Source organism: Maricaulis sp., from assembly GCF_030149235.1.
Taxonomy (GTDB): Bacteria; Pseudomonadota; Alphaproteobacteria; order Caulobacterales; family Maricaulaceae; genus Maricaulis.
Genome location: NZ_JASBRW010000076.1, coordinates 97,468 through 116,485, shown reverse-complemented (window position 1 = coordinate 116,485; position 19,018 = coordinate 97,468). Strand labels below are relative to the sequence as shown.

At 63.7% G+C, this 19,018-nt stretch carries 6 protein-coding genes; 1 reads left to right on the top strand and 5 read right to left on the bottom strand.

Features of this window, described 5'->3' with window-relative positions; translation table 11 throughout:
• Positions 1-313: 313 nt before the first annotated feature.
• Positions 314-12,706 carry a hypothetical protein gene (locus Q1V51_RS11675; RefSeq protein ID WP_300556540.1) on the top strand — a complete coding sequence of 4,131 codons (12,393 nt, stop codon included), beginning with the start codon at positions 314-316 and terminating at the stop codon, positions 12,704-12,706.
• Between the two features lie 76 nt (positions 12,707-12,782).
• Here Q1V51_RS11675 and hemN read toward each other — a convergent pair whose 3' ends face one another.
• From hemN to Q1V51_RS11650, 5 genes are all read right to left on the bottom strand, one after another.
• Positions 12,783-14,123 carry an oxygen-independent coproporphyrinogen III oxidase gene (hemN, locus tag Q1V51_RS11670; RefSeq protein ID WP_300556538.1) on the bottom strand — a complete coding sequence of 447 codons (1,341 nt, stop codon included), beginning with the start codon at positions 14,121-14,123 and terminating at the stop codon, positions 12,783-12,785.
• A 93-nt stretch (positions 14,124-14,216) separates the two neighbouring features.
• Positions 14,217-15,305, bottom strand: a complete 1,089-nt coding sequence (gene modC / locus Q1V51_RS11665) for a molybdenum ABC transporter ATP-binding protein (RefSeq protein ID WP_300556536.1) — start codon at positions 15,303-15,305, stop codon at positions 14,217-14,219.
• Complete coding sequence (modB, locus tag Q1V51_RS11660) at positions 15,295-15,969, bottom strand: molybdate ABC transporter permease subunit (RefSeq protein ID WP_300556534.1); 675 nt, start codon at positions 15,967-15,969, stop codon at positions 15,295-15,297. Before modB ends, modC begins: the two co-directional genes overlap by 11 nt.
• Complete coding sequence (gene modA, locus Q1V51_RS11655; protein WP_300556532.1) at positions 15,966-16,727, bottom strand: molybdate ABC transporter substrate-binding protein; 762 nt, start codon at positions 16,725-16,727, stop codon at positions 15,966-15,968. Before modA ends, modB begins: the two co-directional genes overlap by 4 nt.
• Positions 16,728-16,776: 49 nt before the next feature.
• Positions 16,777-18,921: a bifunctional diguanylate cyclase/phosphodiesterase gene (locus Q1V51_RS11650; RefSeq protein ID WP_300556531.1), complete on the bottom strand. Its 2,145-nt coding sequence runs from the start codon at positions 18,919-18,921 to the stop codon at positions 16,777-16,779.
• Between the last annotated feature and the right edge of the window lie 97 nt (positions 18,922-19,018).

Genomic DNA, 19,018 nt, shown 5'->3' with positions numbered 1-19,018 from the left:
GAAGCAATGAACTTCCGGCTGAGCGTGCATGCAGGTAGGTGGTGTCCGCCCCGCTTGGATTGTGGTTCCGAGTGCCGCCCTGTATTTGTTAAATCTTTCGGCGGACCCATAAGTATCTGATCCGAAAATGAAATATATATATTACAAGTCAGAGGCAATTCGGAAGATTTAATGAAAATTCGCTCCTAGTGCTTTCAACTCATCAGTCCATGTGGTTATGTTCTGCCACTGTGGGGAGTGCCGCCCAGCCTGGGCGGTGCAAATCTATATGAGCGTCAGCCCGAGAATGGGCGGTGTTCAGGGGGAGGCATTCGTGTCCAGCAAAGTAAAAGTGTCCGCGACTCGTGCGCGCCGTGCAGCTCGTCTGTTGGGTGGATCGTCCATGCATGCCATGGGGGCTGCGCTTGCAACCATGGCGGTGGCTTCGATCGTCGCGCCGAGTGCGTACGCGCAGACTGTCGGGTCTACGGTCACCAACCCGGTAACCGGGGCGTCGGAAACCGTTGAGGCGGTTCTCGGAACGAATGTGGTCTTCACCAGCGCCCTGAACATTATTGTTCTGGCCGACGCGGTGGGCGAGACCTTTATCGACCCGACTGCGACGACCGAGAACCCCGGGACAGGCACGATCTACACGGTCACCAAGATCAACAAGGATACGAATGGCCGTATCATTTCGATCGAAGGTGAAGACAGTGGCGGCACCAAGGTCACCTTCGCCTCCGTGACCTCGCGTGCAAGCCAGATCAATGGTGCGTCCTCCGGCATCACCGGTGCGCCCGGCTCCCCCGGCGCCAATATCAGCCCGACCATCCCCGCGGGCAATGTCAACGTCTATTCCGAGTGGCTCACCGGCACCAATGGCTCCGGCGGCAGCAATGCCTGGGGTGCCCGGATCTGTATCATCAAGTGTTTCACTATCGGCGCGAATGGTTCGGCCGGTGAAGATGGCGGCGACGGGCCGGACATCACTCGGACCATTACGGTCGTCAATAATGGCAATGTGCAATCCGTAACGGACGGTCTGTCCGGCATTTCCGCGATTTCCATCGGCGGTAATGGCGGCAAGGGTGGTAACGCGGCCGGCTTTGGTTTCCAGGGCTATGAAGGTGGCGCGTCTGGCGCCGGTGGTGATGTCGATCTTACCAGCTATGTCGATGTGTCGACATCCGGTACGGGTGCCCACGGTATCTTTGCCCAGTCCCGCGCAGGCCGCGGTGGCAATGGCGGATCCGGCTTTATCTGGTCCGATGGGGGGTCTTCGGGGCCGGCGGCTGAGGGCGGAACGGTCCGCGTCGTCAACCATGGTGCGATTTCGACCACAGGCACGGATTCAAACGGTATTCTGGCCCAGTCCATGGGCGGCAACTCCGGTACCGGTGGCTCGAGCATTGGCATCGTCGGCGATGCCGATAGCGGCTCGACCGGTGGTAATGGTTCGACGGTCACCGTCGACAACTATGGCTCGATCATCACGACCGGTCTGAACGCGGCCGGGATCTTTGCTCAGTCTGTCGGCGGTTCCGGCGGCGATGCGGGTGCGTCCGGTGGTCTGTTTGCCTCTGGTGGTGGCGGTGGCGGCGCCGGTAATGGCGGCAATGTCTTTGTTTACAACCGCGCGAGCGGCAATATTGCCACTCGCAATGACGATGCCCCGGGAATTTTTGCCCAGTCTATCGGTGGTGGCGGCGGTCGCTCCGGTGCTGCAGGCGGTATCGCCGCGATTGGCGGCGGTTCGGGCAGTGGCGGCAATGCCGGCACGGTCTCTGTCTATAACTATGGCTCCATCGACACCGGTATCACCGGCGGAACGGGTGCACGGTCCTACGGCATCATCGCCCAGTCCATCGGTGGCGGCGGCGGTTCCGGCCGCGGCACGGGCGGTCTTGTTGCTGTGGGTGGCTCCGGCGGTAATGGCGGTGTCTCCAGCGCCGTTCTGGCCCATCATGATGGCCTGATCACCACGCGTGGTGAGGGTGCTATTGGTATCATCGTCCAGTCCATTGGTGGCGGCGGCGGTAACGGGTCGTCTTCCGGCGGCCTTGCAGCCATTGGCGGCTCGGGTTCGACTGGTGGCAGCGCCAATACGGTCACCGTGAGCGGCAACGGCACCATTGCGACCTTTGGCGATGATGCGCACGGCATCCTGGCCCAAGCGATCGGCGGCGGCGGTGGTAATGGCGGCACGGGTGCCGGCATTGTCGGTATTGGCGGTTCTGCCGACAGCGGCGGCAATGGCGCAGCCGTCAGTGTGACGACGGGCAGCGTTCTGACCGAGGGTGTGCGCGCATTTGGTGTGCTGGCGCAATCCATCGGCGGCGGTGGCGGTAATGGCGGTGCCGGTGGTGACATCGGCGCGATCGGCGGCACGGGTGGTGCTGGCGGTCTGGGCGGTACGGTCAATGTCACGACCTCCGGCCTGATCCAGACCCAGGGCGTCAATTCAACCGGTATCGTGGCTCAGTCCATCGGTGGCGGTGGTGGTAATGGCGGCGGCGCCGGCGGCATGATCACCGTTGGTGGTTCCGGCGGTAATGGCCAGAACGCCGACAATGTTACCGTCAATGTGAACGGGAATGTCCTGACCACGAATGCAAACTCCGGCGGTTTGATCGCTCAGTCCATCGGTGGCGGCGGCGGTAATGGCGGTAATGCCGTGTCCGATGGCCGGTTTGCCTCAGTGGCAATCGGTGGTGACGCCGGCTCTGGCAGCCAGGGCGGTACGGTCACGGTCAATTCCAGTTCCGATGGTGACATCGAAACCCGCGGTGACAACTCGGCGGGTATTCTGGCCCAGTCCGTTGGCGGCGGCGGTGGTAATGGTGGCTATTCGGTCGCCGGCTCCATTGGCGCCTTCGGCTCTGTCAGCGTCGCGGTCGGCGGTGAGGGCGGTGCCGGTGGTAATGGTGGTATCGTCAATATCACTACCGACGGCTCGGTCACGACGTTTGGTGCCAACTCGCACGGTATTATCGCCCAGGCTGTTGGTGGCGGTGGCGGTAATGGCGGTCAGAGCTTTGCCGGTGCGGTCAGCGCTGGTCTCGGTGCCTCCGCGTCTGTCTCCGTTGCCATTGGTGGCGATGGCGGATCGGGCGGCGATGGCGGGGTGGTCAGTGTCACGACAGATGGTGCGCTGCAGACCCGGGGCGACAACTCCTTTGGTGTCCTGGCGCAATCTGTCGGCGGCGGCGGCGGTAATGGCGGTTGGTCCGGTACGGCAACCCTGGCCATTTCCGATGGTGCGGCGGTCGGTGTGGGCGTTTCGCTGGGCGGTGACGGCGCGACCGGCGGCTTCGGCAGCACGGTTTCGTTGAACTCCACGAGTGACGTCTCGACAACCGGCTCCAATTCCCACGGTCTGGTCGCTCAGTCGATCGGTGGTGCCGGTGGTAATGGCGGCTTCTCCTTCTCTGGCTCGCTGACGGCGGGCGGTGCAGCCGGTATCGGTGTTGATGTCGCGCTCGGCGGTGATGGCGGCGCAGGTTCCTATTCCAGCGCGGTCACGCTCAACAGCGATGGCCAGATCACGACCACGGGCAGCAATTCGCATGGTCTGTTCGCCCAGTCTGTTGGCGGCGGTGGCGGTAATGGCGGCTGGTCCGCGACCGGTTCCATCTCCATCGGTGGCACGGCCGGGGTTGGCGTCGGCGTATCGCTCGGCGGTGACGGTGGCAGCGGCGGTATCGTCAATGGCGATATCCTGGTGACCTCCGACAATGGCATCTTCACCTTCGGCGATATTTCCCACGGTATCCTCGCCCAATCCATCGGCGGCGGCGGCGGTAATGGAGGCTTCGCTGTTTCCGGTACGCTCGGTGTCGGTGGCACGGCGGGGGGTGCGGTCAATGTCGCTCTCGGCGGCGCTGCGGGCGCGGGCTCGAATGCCGACGATGTGACGGTACTGTCCACGGCTGTGGTCGAAACCTCCGGCGACGGGTCTCACGGTATCGCGGCTCAGTCCATCGGTGGCGGTGGTGGTAATGGCGGCTGGTCTGCGACCGGCAACATCACCGCAGGCGGTACCGGCGGTGTCGGTGTCGGCGTTTCCATTGGTGGCGGCGGCGGCGCCGGCTCGTTCGCACGCACGGTTACGGTTTCGCAGACCGAGCACATCATCACCCAGGGCGATGACGCCCACGGTGTCCTGGCCCAGTCCATTGGTGGCGGTGGCGGTAATGGTGGCTTTGCTATCTCCGCTGGGGCCGGCTTCGGTGGAACGGTTGGCGGCTCGGTCAATGTCGCGCTTGGCGGCACGGGTGCTGTTGGCGGCAATGCCAGCAATGTCACGGTTACGGTTGATGACGTCCAGACCATGGGCGAAGGCGCGATCGGCGTCATGGCCCAGTCCATCGGCGGCGGTGGCGGTAATGGCGGCTTCTCGTTGTCAGCCGGTGTCGGCGGCGGCGGCACGGTTGGCGGATCTGTCGGCGTCTCGATCGGCGGCGGTGCCGGTGATGGCGGCGTGGCCGGTGCGGTCTCCGTAACAGCCGACGAAGTCTACACGGTCAGCGATGATGCAATCGGCATCCTGGCCCAGTCCATCGGTGGCGGTGGTGGTAATGGCGGCTTCGCCATCTCTGCCGGCGCAGGCCTGGGCGGTACGGTCGGCGGCGCGCTGAACGTCGCGATTGGCGGTGGCGCCGGCTCAGGCGGCCAGGCGGATAATGTCACGGTCATTGCCGACATCGTCAGCACGCAGGGCGATGGCGCCCACGGTATCTCGGCCCAGTCGCTCGGCGGCGGTGGCGGTAATGGCGGCATGTCCATTGCCGGTGGCCTCAGCTTCGGCCAACAGGCAGTTACGCTCGGCGTTTCCATCGGCGGCGCTGGCGGAACCGGCGATACGCCGGGTGTCGTCTCGGTCACGACGAACGAAACCGTCAGCACGGTCGGCGACGATGCGCACGGCATTCTGGCCCAGTCCATCGGTGGCGGCGGCGGTGATGGCGGTCTTGCCGTTTCCGGCTCGATCACCGCAGGCAGCTCCAACGCTATGGGCATTAATTTCGCCCTGGGCGGTGCTGGCGGTGCCGGTGCCAATGGCAATGACGTCAATGTTACGACCGAGGACCTGGTTTATACCCAGGGCGATCGGTCTCACGGTATCCTCGCCCAGTCCATCGGTGGCGGTGGCGGTAATGGCGGCATGTCCATCACCGGTTCCATCACCCTGGCCGGCTCCAATGGCGGCTCGATTGGCGTGTCGATCGGTGGCGGTGCAGGCGCAGCCAGCGATGCCGGCAATGTGACCACGGTCTCCAATGGCGCTGTTGTGACCCTTGGCGATGAGTCGACCGGTATCTTCGCGCAGTCAATTGGCGGCGGCGGCGGTAATGGCGGCTCCTCGATCTCTGGCTCCATCAACGGCACAGGATCGAACTCTATTGGTCTTGACCTCGCCTTTGGTGCAAGCGGCGCGATTGGCGGCAATGCCGGCACGGTTTCGCTGACCTCGACGGATTGGGTCGCGACCAGCGGCGACCGCTCCCACGGCATGTTCGCGCAGTCTGTCGGCGGCGGTGGCGGCGCCGGTGGCTTTGCTATCTCCGGCAACGTGAATGCGGCCGGTTCCAAAGCCCTTGGCGGTGCCCTGGCGCTCGGTGGTGACGGCGGCAATGGCGGCAATGCCGGGGCCGTAACGCTCAACAATTCTGGTGATTTCGTTACCACGGCAGGCGACGCAGCCCACGCGATCTTCGCCCAGTCTCTCGGTGGCGGTGGCGGTGATGCCGGCTTTGCTGTCTCCGGCTCGGCAACCTTCGCAGGGTCCTCGACCTCCTTCGCAGTGCCCTATTCTATTGGTGGTACCAGCTCCGACGGCGGCGACGGCTCGACCGTCGGCGTCACCAACAGCTCCTACCTGGAGACGTATGGCGACGCGGCCATGGGTATTCTCGCCCAGTCCATCGGCGGCGGTGGCGGTAACGGCGCCTTCTCGGCGACCGGTTCTGTTGGTGTGGGTTCAAAAGGCGTTGCCGGTTCCTTCGGGATCGGTGGCCTGGACGGCGGCTCCGGCGGCGTTGCTGGCGCAGTAACCGTAGATAACTCGGGTGAAATCCTGACCGCGGGTGATTCTGCGATCGCGCTCGCGGCCCAGTCCATTGGCGGCGGTGGTGGTAATGGCCACTTTGGTCTCAAAGTTGGCGTGGGAGCTGGCAGCTCGTCTTTCCCGACCATCGGCTTTGCGATGGGCGGCGATGGTGGCACGGGTGGTGCGGCCTCGACGGTAAATGTCACCAACTCTGCGATCATCAATACCGGCGGCAATAGCGCTCACGGTATCTTCGCCCAGTCGGTCGGCGGTGGCGGCGGTAATGGCGGCTGGGCTGGCGCGGTGGCGCTGTCCGGTGGCTCCAATTCCTATGCCGCATCGGTTGCCATGGGCGGCGATGGGGGCAGCGGCGGCACGTCTGCAGCTGTGACGGTCGGCAATACCGCGGGCGTTGCCACGCTTGGCGACAATGCGCACGGCATCCTGGCCCAGTCGGTCGGTGGCGGTGGCGGCAATGGCGGCTTCTCCTTTGCCGCATCCGGTTCTGCCGGTTCGTCCTCCGGCTCTCTCGCGCTCAGCATGGGTGGCGATGCGGGCAGCGGTAACAATGCCGGTACAGTTGATGTGACCAACACCGCGACCATCACCACGACGGGCGTCAATGCGTCGGGTATCGTGGCCCAGTCTGTTGGTGGCGGCGGCGGTAATGGCGGCTTCTCCGTCTCCGGTGCAATCGCTGTCGGCTCGACCGCGAATGCGGCCTCGGTCTCGCTTGGCGGTGACGGCGGCACGGGCGGTCTCGGTAACAACGTCTCCGTGACCAATTCCGGCGCCATCGGCACTTCGGCAAATGGCGGTGTCGGTATTCTGGCCCAGTCGGTTGGCGGTGGCGGCGGTGCCGGTGGCTTCTCGCTTTCCGGTTCCGCGGCAGTGGCCGGATCGGGCAGCCCGCTCTCAGCTTCTGTGAGCCTTGGCGGCGATGGGGGCGATGGCGCCACCAGCGGGACTGTCACGGTCGACAACTCCAACATCATTGTGACCGAAGGCGACCAGGCTCAGGGCATCCTGGCGCAGTCCATCGCTGGCGGCGGTGGCCGCGGCGGCTGGTCTGGCTCCCTGGCCTTTGCAATCGGCAATTCAACGACGACGGCTTCGGTCAGCCTCGGCGGTGACGGCGGTACCGGCAATGATGCCAGCTCCGTCTCGGTTACCAATTCGGCTCTGATCTCGACGCTCGGAAACGACTCCTCCGGCGTGCAGGCGCAATCGGTCGGCGGCGGTGGCGGTACCGGCGGCTTCTCGCTTTCCGGTTCCGGCGGCGGTGCCAGCCAGTCGGCCAATACGGCCAGTGTCTCCATCGGTGGCACCGGTGGTGGCGCCGGCAATGCCGATGCCGTGACCATCGCCTCTACCGAAGGCGTTCTGACCGAAGGGGATCGCTCGCACGGCCTGTTCGGCCAGTCTGTCGGCGGCGGCGGCGGTAATGGCGGCTGGTCCGGAAATCTGGCAGCGGCTTATTCCGGCTCGACCAATCGCTCGATTGGCGTTTCGCTCGGCGGATCCGGTGGCGGCGGCGGCGATGCCGGCGACGTCTCGATTTCGCAGCAGGTTGGCGTCTCTACGCTCGGCGATGCGGCACATGGTATCTTCGCCCAGTCGCTTGGCGGCGGCGGCGGTAATGGCGGCTTCTCGGTCGCCGGTTCGCTCACCGGCGGTTCGGCGGGCACTTCGCTCAACGTCTCGCTTGGCGGCTCCGGCGGGACCGCTGGTCAGGCGGGTGCAGCGAGCATTGCGTCTGATGGCGTTGTGACCACGGCAGGTTCCGGTTCGCATGGCTTGTTTGCCCAGTCGATCGGCGGCGGCGGCGGTAATGGCGGCTTCTCCGGAACCTTCTCCGGTGCGCTGACCTCTTCCAACACGACCTCGCTGGGTGTCGCCATTGGCGGCAGCGGCGCGGGTGGCGGTGACGGCAACACGGTTTCCATCACCTCGACGACGGATATTGGAACCCTTGGCGATGCCTCTCACGGTATTTTCGCCCAGTCGATCGGCGGCGGCGGCGGTAATGGCGGCTCGACCTTCTCGGGTTCCTTCTCGCTGTCCAATTCCAATTCGCTCAACGTCTCCATCGGGGGTAGCGGCGGTATTGGTGGTACGGGTGGATCGGTCTCGGTCAACCAGACCGGTACGATTACGACCTCCGGTGCGTCCTCCTACGGTATCTTCGCAGAATCCGTGGGCGGCGGCGGCGGCCAGGGCGGTTATGCTGGCAATCTGTCGCTGACCGGCTCCAACTCCAACACGATCGACCTGTCGATTGGCGGCGCTGCCGGCGATGGCAGCACCGGTGGTGCGGTCTCGGTGACGGCCGACGGTATTGTCCAGACGACGGGCGAGGCCTCGCACGCGATTTTCGCTCAGTCGATTGGCGGCGGCGGCGGCCAGGGCGGCATGGTCGGTGTTGATGAAGACACGTTCGGCGCCTTCCTGACGGGCTCGACCTCGGGCAGCACGGGCACCAATTCCAACAGCCTCAATGTCTCCATCGGTGGCTCCGGCGGTGCCGGTAACTCCGGTGGTTCGGTGACGGTCGATACCAATGCGGCGATCCTGACCCTCGGTAACCAGGCCGTCGGCGTCTACGCCCAGTCCATCGGCGGCGGCGGCGGTGACGGCGGCGTTGGCTTCGCCACGTCGGGTTCCTTCGGCAAGGGCAATAACGGCAATTACGCCATCGGCATTGGTGGTTCCGGCGGTACGGGCAGCGTTGGCGGTTCGGTCGACGTGACCAATACCGGCGCCATTCTCACGCTCGGCGGCGCGGCGCATGGCGTTTTCGCCCAGTCGGTTGGCGGCGGCGGTGGCCGCGGCGGTGATGCCGGCGGTTTCGTCACCTCCTATAACTCCACGGACCAGGCCGGGACGCGTGACACCCAGGTGTCTGTCTCGATGGGTGGTTCCGGTGGCACCGGCGGTGATGGCGGCGCGGTCAGCGTCGATAACCAGGGCGCGATCGGCGTCAGCGGCGAACAATCCAACGGTATTTTCGCCCAGTCCGTCGGTGGCGGCGGTGGTGAAGGCGGTCTGGTTTCCCAGTCCGGCGAGCTGGTGAAAACCTGGCTCGGCTTCATCTCCAACGATGAAAACCGCGCAGCCTCTATCAATATCGGTGGTTCCGGTGGCGCAGCGGGTGATGGCGGCAGTGTTGTCGTCACCAATAGCGGTGTCATCGTCGCGGATAATGCCCGCAGCGGTTACGGCATCTTCGCCCAATCCATCGGCGGCGGCGGCGGTGTCGGCGGCTCCGGCCTGGCCGGCAATGTCGCGGTCGGCGGTGCAGGCGGTGCAGCTGGTGATGGCGGCAATGTCACGGTCGACAACAGCGGCTCGGTCTCCACGAGCGGCTCCAACGCGCACGGCATCTTCGCCCAGTCGGTTGGTGGCGGTGGCGGTGTCGGCGGCGCTACGGACTATGATGACAGCAATGACAGCCGCACGGCTCTCGGCGCAGCCATCCAGACCGCGGCCGACCTGACCGAGTTCTACCAGCTGCTCGACAGTTTCGAGAATCCGTCCCTGACGCTGAATATCGGCGGTAAGGGCGGAGCGGCCGGTGACGGTGGCGATATCAACATCACCAATTTCGGATCGATCTTCACGTATGGTGATGGTGCCCACGGCATCATGGCCCAGTCGATCGGTGGCGGCGGCGGTGTCGGCGGTGCCGGCTCGGTCGGTGCCTGGGGCGATGTGACGATTTCCGGTATCGGCGGTTCGGCCGGTGATGGCGGTGACATCAACATCACCCATACCGGTGACATCACCACGGAAGGCTTCGGTGCCTACGGCATCTTTGCCCAGTCCATCGGTGGCGGCGGCGGGGCAGCCGGCGACTACTCCTTCGGCTTCGGCACCTACACCACCAATGTCGGCCTCAACCCGTTCTCGGGCGGCGATGGCGATGGCGGTGACATCACCATCCGCACTAATGGTAATATCAATATCCGCGGCTTCGGCGCGACGGGCATCTTCGCCCAGTCGGTCGGCGGCGGTGGTGGTCTGCTCGGGAATTTCGGCTCCTCGCTGGGCTCCCTGGGCAGCTTCCTCGGTGCCGGTGTTGCCGGTGAAGTGAACATCATCCACTCCGGTGATGTGATTGCACCGGACGTCAATGCCGTTGCGGTCCTGTCTCAGTCCGATGCGCGTGACGGCACGGATGACATGATCATCACCCTGGACAGCGATATCCGCGGTGGATCGCTGTTCGGCATGGGCGTGTTCTATGACGGTGGCAGCAACAACATCCTCAACACCTCCGGCACGGTGTCTGCCGTCTCCGGTTGGGCGATGAACATGACCACCGGTAATGACACGGTGAACAATACCGGTCTCGTCGTCGGCAATATCGATCTGGGTTCCGGTATCAACCGGTTCAACAACCAGATCGGTTCGACCTTCATGGCCTTCAACACGATTGATCTGCGTGACCCGTCCGGTGCACCGCAAACGCCTCTGGTAGCGGGTAACCGCGCCGGTAGCCGATCGTTGGCGCAGCGTATGGTGATTGCACCCACGGCGAGCCAGGGTGCTCTGGGTCTGGTGACGACGGTGTCGACGGACCTGAAGGCACCGGTGTCGGATACGGCCCCGGGCTCTGAGGTGACGGTCTCGTCTGAGCCGTCCACGCCGATCAAGCTAGCAACGTCGGATACGGCGCTGAACGCACCGGCTCCGGCTTCGACGCCTGTCACTCTGGACACGTCGGCGTCTGGTCCGGTTGAGACCGATAACTCGGCCTCTGGCCAGTTCGCCTTCTTCCAACCCGGCAGCGGTCAGGGCGAGGCCTTTGGCCCGATGTCCGGCGGCACGGCGACCAATGCGACGGCCAACGGCCTCGTGGGTGTGGCCACGCCGGCAGCTTCGGCTCCGGTACGCGGTCAGTCGGGTCTGATGGGTCCGGTGGAAGCGACCTCGGACGAGACGGCGATCTCCAGCGATGATGCTGCAAGCGAGATCGTTCTGGCCTCCGCTGATCCGGTGGCGGCTCCGGCTCCGAAGCTGGCGGTCCAAAATGATCTGGCCCCGCAAGTCCAGACCTCGATCGCTCCGGTGATCTCGGTCATGGATGCTGCTCCGGTAACGCCGCTGGATGCGGCTCCGGGTGATCCGGCGACCTTCACCAATGAAGGTAATTTCCTGATGGGTCTGGCGGCAACGACGCTGCCGATCGACCTGCAGGATCCGTCGGCGGAGTTCTACAACCTGGATGGTGAAGGCGATCCGCTGTTCAACATCTATTACGGTGCCCGGGTCATCAATGACGTCCAGCTGGACGGTAATTATGTTCAGACTGATACCGGTTATCTCAACTTCGACGTCGCCTTCGGCCCGTATGAGTATGACCTGGTCACGCTGACCGGAGATACCGATGTCGACGGCACCGGTGATGTCACCTTCATCTGGCTGTCCGACGCGGAGGCAACGCCGCTGTTCACGTCTGCAACGGGAACGGCGACAGATAATGGTCTTGAGATCACGGATACGCTGGCGGTGGACTTCTCCATCACCACGCAGGCCGGTGATGTCCTGCTCAATATCGATACCGACTTCGGCGGTGTGAACGGCCTCAACCGCAATGAGCGGGAGATGGGCTATCACATGGACTCCAACCTGCTGGTTGGTGGTGCGGAGGGGACCGGCCGTCTGCTGGCATGGCTCGGCAATCTTCAGGACGAAGCGCTCTACAACGTCCTCATGACGGAACTGAATCCGGAGCCGCATATCGCTCCGCTTCAGGGCCTGCTCAACACGGCGTCCAGCTTCAGCGATGATCTGCAGGGCTGCGGTACGGATACGATGTTGAGCCTCGATGAGGAATGCAGCTTCTTCCGTCTGGATGCGGGTACGGCCGATCGTGACTCAAGCTTCGAGCGCTTCGGCACGCAGACCCATACGACCTCTCTGCGGGCGGGCTATCAGCGTCCGATCAACGAGGAGTGGCGCGTGGGTATGGCGATCGGTATCGAGTCGATCAACATCCACTCCATCGATGGGGTGCGGGCCAACACCAATGGTGATGGTGTGACCGTGGGTGCGACCCTGCAGCGTCACTGGGCTGACGGCGGAGTAATCAGCGGCTCGCTGACCGGCGGCTGGATGAAGTATGAGACCGTCCGTCTGATGCAGCTGTGGGAGCAGTTCACGATCGAGAGCGAGCCGGAAGCGGGTTATGTCGATCTGCGCTTCGAGGCTGGCCATCGCATCGAGTCCGATGACGGCAATGCCTACATCCTTCCCTCCATCGAGTTCGCGGCGACCTCGCTGATCCATGACGGTCTCTTCGAGATGGGTGCAGACGGCAATGGCGTTCGCTCCGATGGTCACACGCAGTACATCACGTCGGCGGCGCCGAATGTGGAGTTCGGCTATATCCATGACCGTGAGGAAAATGGCTATGCCCGTCTGTCCTTCGGCATTGGTGCGCGGTTCACGGCACAGGATCATGTGGGTCTGCCGATCAGCTTCCGTGATGCTCCGGCGGGTGTTGTTCCGGCCGATATCATCACCGAGATTGATCAGGAGATGATCACCTTCGATGCCGCGGTCGACCTGTCCAATGGCGACAATCTGCGCGTCTCGCTCGGCTATAATGGCGAGTACGGCGAGACGACCGAGAACCACAGCGCCGGCTTCGAGATCGGCTTTAAGTTCTAGGCCCGATCAAACCAATAAACGCAAAACGGGCGCCCCTAGGGGCGCCCGTTCTTGTTTTGGTCGTCGGATAAAAGGGCTAAACAGCGACGCTGTGGCGCTGGGCCCCGGTGACGAAAGCCGGGTCGAGGCGGGCGGCGATATTGCGCACATAGGGGCGTCCGGCCGGGGTCACAGTCAGGCCTTCGCCATTATCCTCGACCAGTCCAAGCGCGTTGAGTTCGTTCAATGCGGCGCGGTCCTGTGCATCGACAACATCGGCAGGCAGGCGAAAGTCGCACAGCAGGCGCTCGATACGCGCACCGGCCTGCCGCTCCTCGTCGTTGCGGGCACGCCCGCGGATCATGGCACTGGCCTTGTTTTCCAATGCCTGTGCATAGAGCGCCGGGTCCGGCTGGTTCTGGATATAGCCGCCGGGCGCTTCACTGATTGCCGAAGCCCCCAGGCCGATGAGGACGTCATAGCGGTCATCGGTATAGCCCTGAAAGTTCCGGTTCAGCGTGCCCTCCCGGGCCGCGATGGCCAGCGGATCATCCGGCTTGGCGAAGTGATCGAAGCCGACCGGTTCATAACCCGCCAGCTCCAGTACGCCAGACGCCGTGAACATCTGGTCGAAGCGTGCCTGGGCACCGGGTAACCGGTCTTCCGGAATGGCGCGTTGATGTTTCTTGAACCAGGGCACATGGGCATAGCCGAACAGGGCAATACGGTCCGGCTTGAGCATGGCGGCGCAGCGTGCCGTTCGCGCCACCCGCTCGCGGGTCTGGGCGGGAAGGCCATACATGATGTCGAGATTGATCGCCGGGATGCCGGCAGAGCGCAGCGTTTCGACCGCCTTCTCGACAGTCGCGAGAGGCTGGATCCGGTGGATCAGGGTCTGAACCTCCTCCGAAAGGTCCTGGACCCCCAAGCTTGCCCGGTTGAACCCGTTCTCGACCAAGCTTGCTGCCAGTTCAGGGGTGACCCCACGCGGGTCGAGTTCTGCAGCGATTTCTGCGTCCGGTGCCAGGGTAAAGCACTCACGGATCCGGCCCAGAATGCGTCCGAATTCGACTGTGTCCAGCATGTCCGGAGAGCCGCCGCCAAAATGCACATGGTGCACGCTGTGGCCGCTCGGCAATTGCGCTGCCCGCTGGTCGAACTCAAGCAGCAGAGCCTCGACATATCGCTCGATCCGATCGCGCCGGTTGGGAATTGTTGTGTGACAGCCACAATACCAGCACATGGATTTGCAGAACGGGATGTGCAGGTAGAGCGAGACGGCCGGGTTGTCCGGCAGGGCGTGCATCCAGCGGCTCCAGCTTTGCGCCCCGGTGTCCGCCTCAAAGCCTGTTGCCGGCGGATAGGAGGTATAGCGGGGTACGGTTTCGCAGGCCAATTGGGGCAGGAAGCGCGGTGCGGGCGGATCGGTGGCGGTCATCGGTATTCCCTGAATTTTTTGGGACTATAGGCAGGCAAGAGGGGGCCCACGATGTGCCCAAATCGCGCAGCAGCAATTTGTCGCGGCTCAAGGTCAGAGCGATGCCAGGGAGGCGGTCTTGATCAAGGCGAGAACCGGGTCACCGGGCTCCAGCGAGAGCTCTTGCACAGCGGCCCGGGTCAAACGGGCGGTGAGGCCGGTCCCGCCGGCAAGCTGCAGCCGGACGAGGCAGAATGCCGGGGCGAGGTCTGCATCGATCGCCGTGATCGTCGCCTTCAGCCGGTTGCGAATGCTCAACCCTTGGGGCTCGTTGCGAGCCAGGATTACATCGCGGGCGGCTATGCGCAGGCGTACCGGGGCGCCGGGCGGCCGGTCGAGCAGATCGGGCAGGTAGATTACCCCGCCTGCAATCGCGACCCGACTCAGAGCCAGGCCGTGATCATGGGCTTCAATCTGCCCGCTGAGCACACCGGCGGCCTGTTCGCCCTGATCGGTCTGCACGAGATAGTTGGAGAGCCCGTCAGAGGTGTCACCTTGGTACCGGATGGATCCATGTTCGAGCAGGAGCACCCGGTCCGTCAGGGCCAGCATCTCGTCCAGGTCATGGCTAACATAAAGCACTGGCCCGGGGAACCCGGCGAGGCTGTTGCGGATATAGGCAATCAATTTCTGGCGCCGTCCCCGGTCGAGGGCCGAAAGAGGTTCGTCCAGCATCAGGAGTTTGGGATCGCTCATCAGTGCCCGCGCCAGGGCGACGCGTTGCTTTTCGCCGCCCGATAGCTGGCCCGTCCGCCGCCCGAGCAGGGTGTCGAGCTCAAGGGCTTCGATAATGCCGTCCTGCCGGTCGACCGGAAGACCAGAGCGCCGGGCAGCAAAGTCGAGATTGCCGCGCACATCGAGATGCTCGAACAGGTCGGCATGCTGGGTCACATAGCCGATCCGCCGTTTGTGGGGGGGCAGACTATTGCCTCCGCCGGTTTTGGACCAATCCGTTCCGCCAAGACGGATAACCCCTGCGCCAGAGGTCTCGAATCCGGCGATCAGGCGGAGCAATGAGGTCTTGCCGCTACCGCTCGCTCCGAACACGCCGGTCACACCCTGAGCCGGGATCACGGTGTCGACCCGCAGGGTGAAACCGGGCCGGCTCCACCGGAGGTCGAGGGTCAGGTCTTCAGCGGACATGGACAGGGAAACGGCGATTGAGAGCGAACACGGCAAGCAAGGTTACAAACGCGAAGAGGATGAGACCGGCGGCGAGCGTATGAGCGGTGTCGTAGTCGAGGGTCTCAACGGCTTCGAAAAGGGCGATGGACACAACGCGTGTCTCGCCCGGAATGGATCCGCCCATCATCAGGACAATGCCGAATTCTCCCAGCGTGTGGGAAAAGCTGAGTACGGCCGCGGTGATATAGCCACGGATCGAGTGCGGGATGACAATGTGCAGGAAACGGTCAAGCGGGCCTGCGCCCAGGCTGGTCGCCGCCTCCAACTGACCACGGCCGACACTGGCGAAAGCCGTTTGCAGTGGCTGTACGGCAAAGGGCAAGGAGTACACGATGGAAGCGACGACCAGACCGGCAAAAGAGAAGGTCAGCGACCCGCCGGTCCATTCGCGCCAGAACGACCCGATCGGTGATTGCGGATTGAGCAGGATAAGCAGGTAGAAGCCGAGTACGGTCGGCGGCAGGACGAGCGGTAACGCCGTCAGGGCCTCGACGACCGGCCGCAGCGGGTCCCGGGACCGGGCCAGCCACCAAGCCAGAGGTGTCGCGATGACCAGAAGCATGACGGTCACCAGTCCTGCCAGCCGCAGGCTGAGAAAAATGCTCTCCCACTCCGCGCTCATGGTGCCACGCTTGAATATCCAGCCGATTCGATGAGGGCGCGCGCGGGGGGTGAACGCAGAAAGTCGAGAAAGCGCCGTGCGGCGATCGGGTCGGAGGCGCCAGACAGGAGGATTGCATCCTGGTGCACGGGCGCATGTAACTCGGTGGGCACGTCAATCACCCGGAAGTCTGCCGGTACAACGTTCTGATGCGTCGCCGCACGGGCGACAAAGCCGGCATCGGCATTACCCGTGATCACAACGGCATAGACCTGCGCCACGTTGAGACCATAGACGCGCCGGTGTGCCGTCTCATCATCCAGTCCGAGTGCTGTGAGGGCCTGTTCCGCAGCCAAGCCATAGGGCGCAAGGGCCGGTTGGGCCATGGCGATGCGGCGGGCCTGTTGCAGCACCTGGCCGAGCTCGTTTGCATCACCCTGTCTGCCCGGCACGAGCAGGCTGAGCTGGCCGGCCGCATAAGTGAAGCGCGAGCCGGCAACACCTAACCCGGCTTCCTCCAGGCTTTCAGGCCGGACCTGGTCGGCGGCCAGAAGAAGATCGAAAGGCGCACCCTGAACGATCTGGGCATAAAGCAGGCCTGTGGAGCCCGCGATCAGGGTGACTTCGTGGTCGTGTTCGGCCTCGAATGCCGTTTCCAGTTGCCGCGCGGTCGCAAGGAAATTTGCCGCTACGGCGACGCGGATCTCATCCGCCCGCGCAGAGGCGCTGGAAACGGCCATTAGACCGAGCAGAAGCAGGAGTTTGAGCCCGTCACGCATGCACGGACTATGGCGCGCGAGCCGCTGGGTCGTCCAGCGGGCTTGGCGGTTAGGTTCCGGTGTGCCGGTAGTCGCGGAGATGCTGGCGCAGCGCCGAGGCGGTCAAAGGTCGGCCGAAATGCCAGCCTTGCAGATAGCGGAAGCCGAGCAGGCGCAGCATGGAGGCCTGCGCTTCGGTTTCCACCCCTTCGGCGACGAGGTCCTTCTGCAGGGCGTCGCCCAGGAGTGACATCGCCTGCAGCATTTTGTTGGAACCATCGCCCTTGCCGATCGAGCGGACAAAGCTCTTGTCGATCTTGATCTTGTTGAAGGGGATCTGGTGCAGATAGCCCATCCCGGCAAAGCCGGTGCCGAAATCATCCAGGTTGAGACGGAAGCCGGCCGCAGCGAATTGCAGCAGGCGCTCCCGCGCGCGCTCGAAATCGTCGACCAGGACCGCTTCGGTCAGCTCGATCTCGATCAGATCGGGTGACAGACCGGCGGCCTCGAGCTTGGCAACATAGCGCTGGCAGACATCGGGACTGTTGAGCTGAGCCGGCGAGAGATTGATCGATACGGTATGTTCGGAGCAGGCGGCGAAGTCCTGGCACACCGTGTCGAGGACGAAATCGCCCAGTTTCTGGATCAGTTTTGAGCGCTCGGCGATCGGGATAAACACGTCCGGCGGCACAGCGCCACGGGTCGGGTGTTCCCAGCGGGCCAGGGCCTCGACAGAGCGGATAGAACCGTCGGCCGCATCGACGATGGGCTGGTAGACGACATAGAATTCGCCACGCTCCAGACCGGCTTCCATGTCCGCCTCGAGATCGCGGCGTCGATTGTGCTCAATGCCGAGCGAGCAATCATAGGTCAGTGGCTGATCGAGCTGTTCTGCCTTGGCCCGGTACATGGCCATATCGGCCTCTTCCACCAGGTCCTTGAAGGCGCGCGGCTGATCATAGGTCGACCAGCTCACACCGATTGCCCCGCCGATATCATAATCGCGGCCGTCGACCTGAACCGGGTCGGCCAGGAAATCTGAGATCGTCCGCGCCAATTCCAGCGCTTGGTGGGACGCATTGGAGCCCAGCACGACACAGGCGAATTCATCGCCGCCGATCCGGGCTGTGTGCACATTCAACGGCATGTTCTTGCGGAACCGTCCAGCAACCGTTTTCAGCACGGTATCGCCGGCCTGGTGCCCGGCCTTGTCATTGACCGCCTTGAAGCCATTGAGGTCGATGTAGATCACCGCGGCTTCTCCATCGCGGGCCGCGCGAAGGGATTCGGGGCGGGCGATGTACTGGTTGAAACCCTGGCGGTTGGACAGGCCTGTCAGGGCATCGCGTGCCGCGGCGCGGCGAGCCCGGCGCTCATTGGCCTCCGAGCGGCGTGCCAGTCGGCGGACACGCCGGCGCATAACGTGGAAGGCGAGCATGAAGACGAGAATATAGCCGACGATCGGCACCATCGCGACGCGCAGGGTATCAATGCCTGGGGTCGACTGGGTCCAGACCAGTTCGCCAATAACCTCCCCTGCCTGGTTGGTAAGCTGTACCGCACCCGGAACAGGCATGCGGTCTTCCTCGACCAGACGTATGTTCTCAATCAGGAAGTTCTGCTCGATCTGGTCGATGAAGGATTTGTCGATCCGCGTACCGATGACAATGATGGGTGCTGACATCTCGTCTATTGATGCCCGGTCGTCACTGTCTCCGAGCGTCGTGACCGAGAGGAGATACAGAATGCCGTCACGGTCCGCGAATTGACTGGTGACAAACCGGCCGTCATCGACACTTTGCTGCAGGCCCCTGCGCAGGCCCGTCAGGATTTCCGGGTCGAGCGGGCGCGGACGGACTTTCAGTCCGGTGTCGCGATGCCAGCCAAAGGAGCGTCCGCCTGCTTCCGACAACACAACGAGATCGAAGCCGTCGTGATCGTCAAACGGGGACGCCATGGCCGAGCTCAGCACGGTAGTACTGCCGGCATCAAAGAGAAACAGGGCTTCTTCCCACCAGCCATAGTCAGCTGCCCAGGCCTCGGTTTGGCGTGCCGCAGACTCAATCCCCGCGGTGATCAGCCGGCGATCGGTGTCCGCCGCGTTCCGGTTCAGTGTCCCGACGAAGAAGTAGATCGTCAGCACCGACGCAATCAGCGAAAGGATCGCCGCGGCGCTGAGATACAAGGCCAGTCTTTTCTCGAGCGGCTTACGCATCACCCATCCCGTTTTTTCTTTGGGAGGGACGCTAGCAAGCAGAAGTAAAAACTCCGCTTCCAGCCACTGCGCTTCTTCACCATGAGCGCAGTAGGAC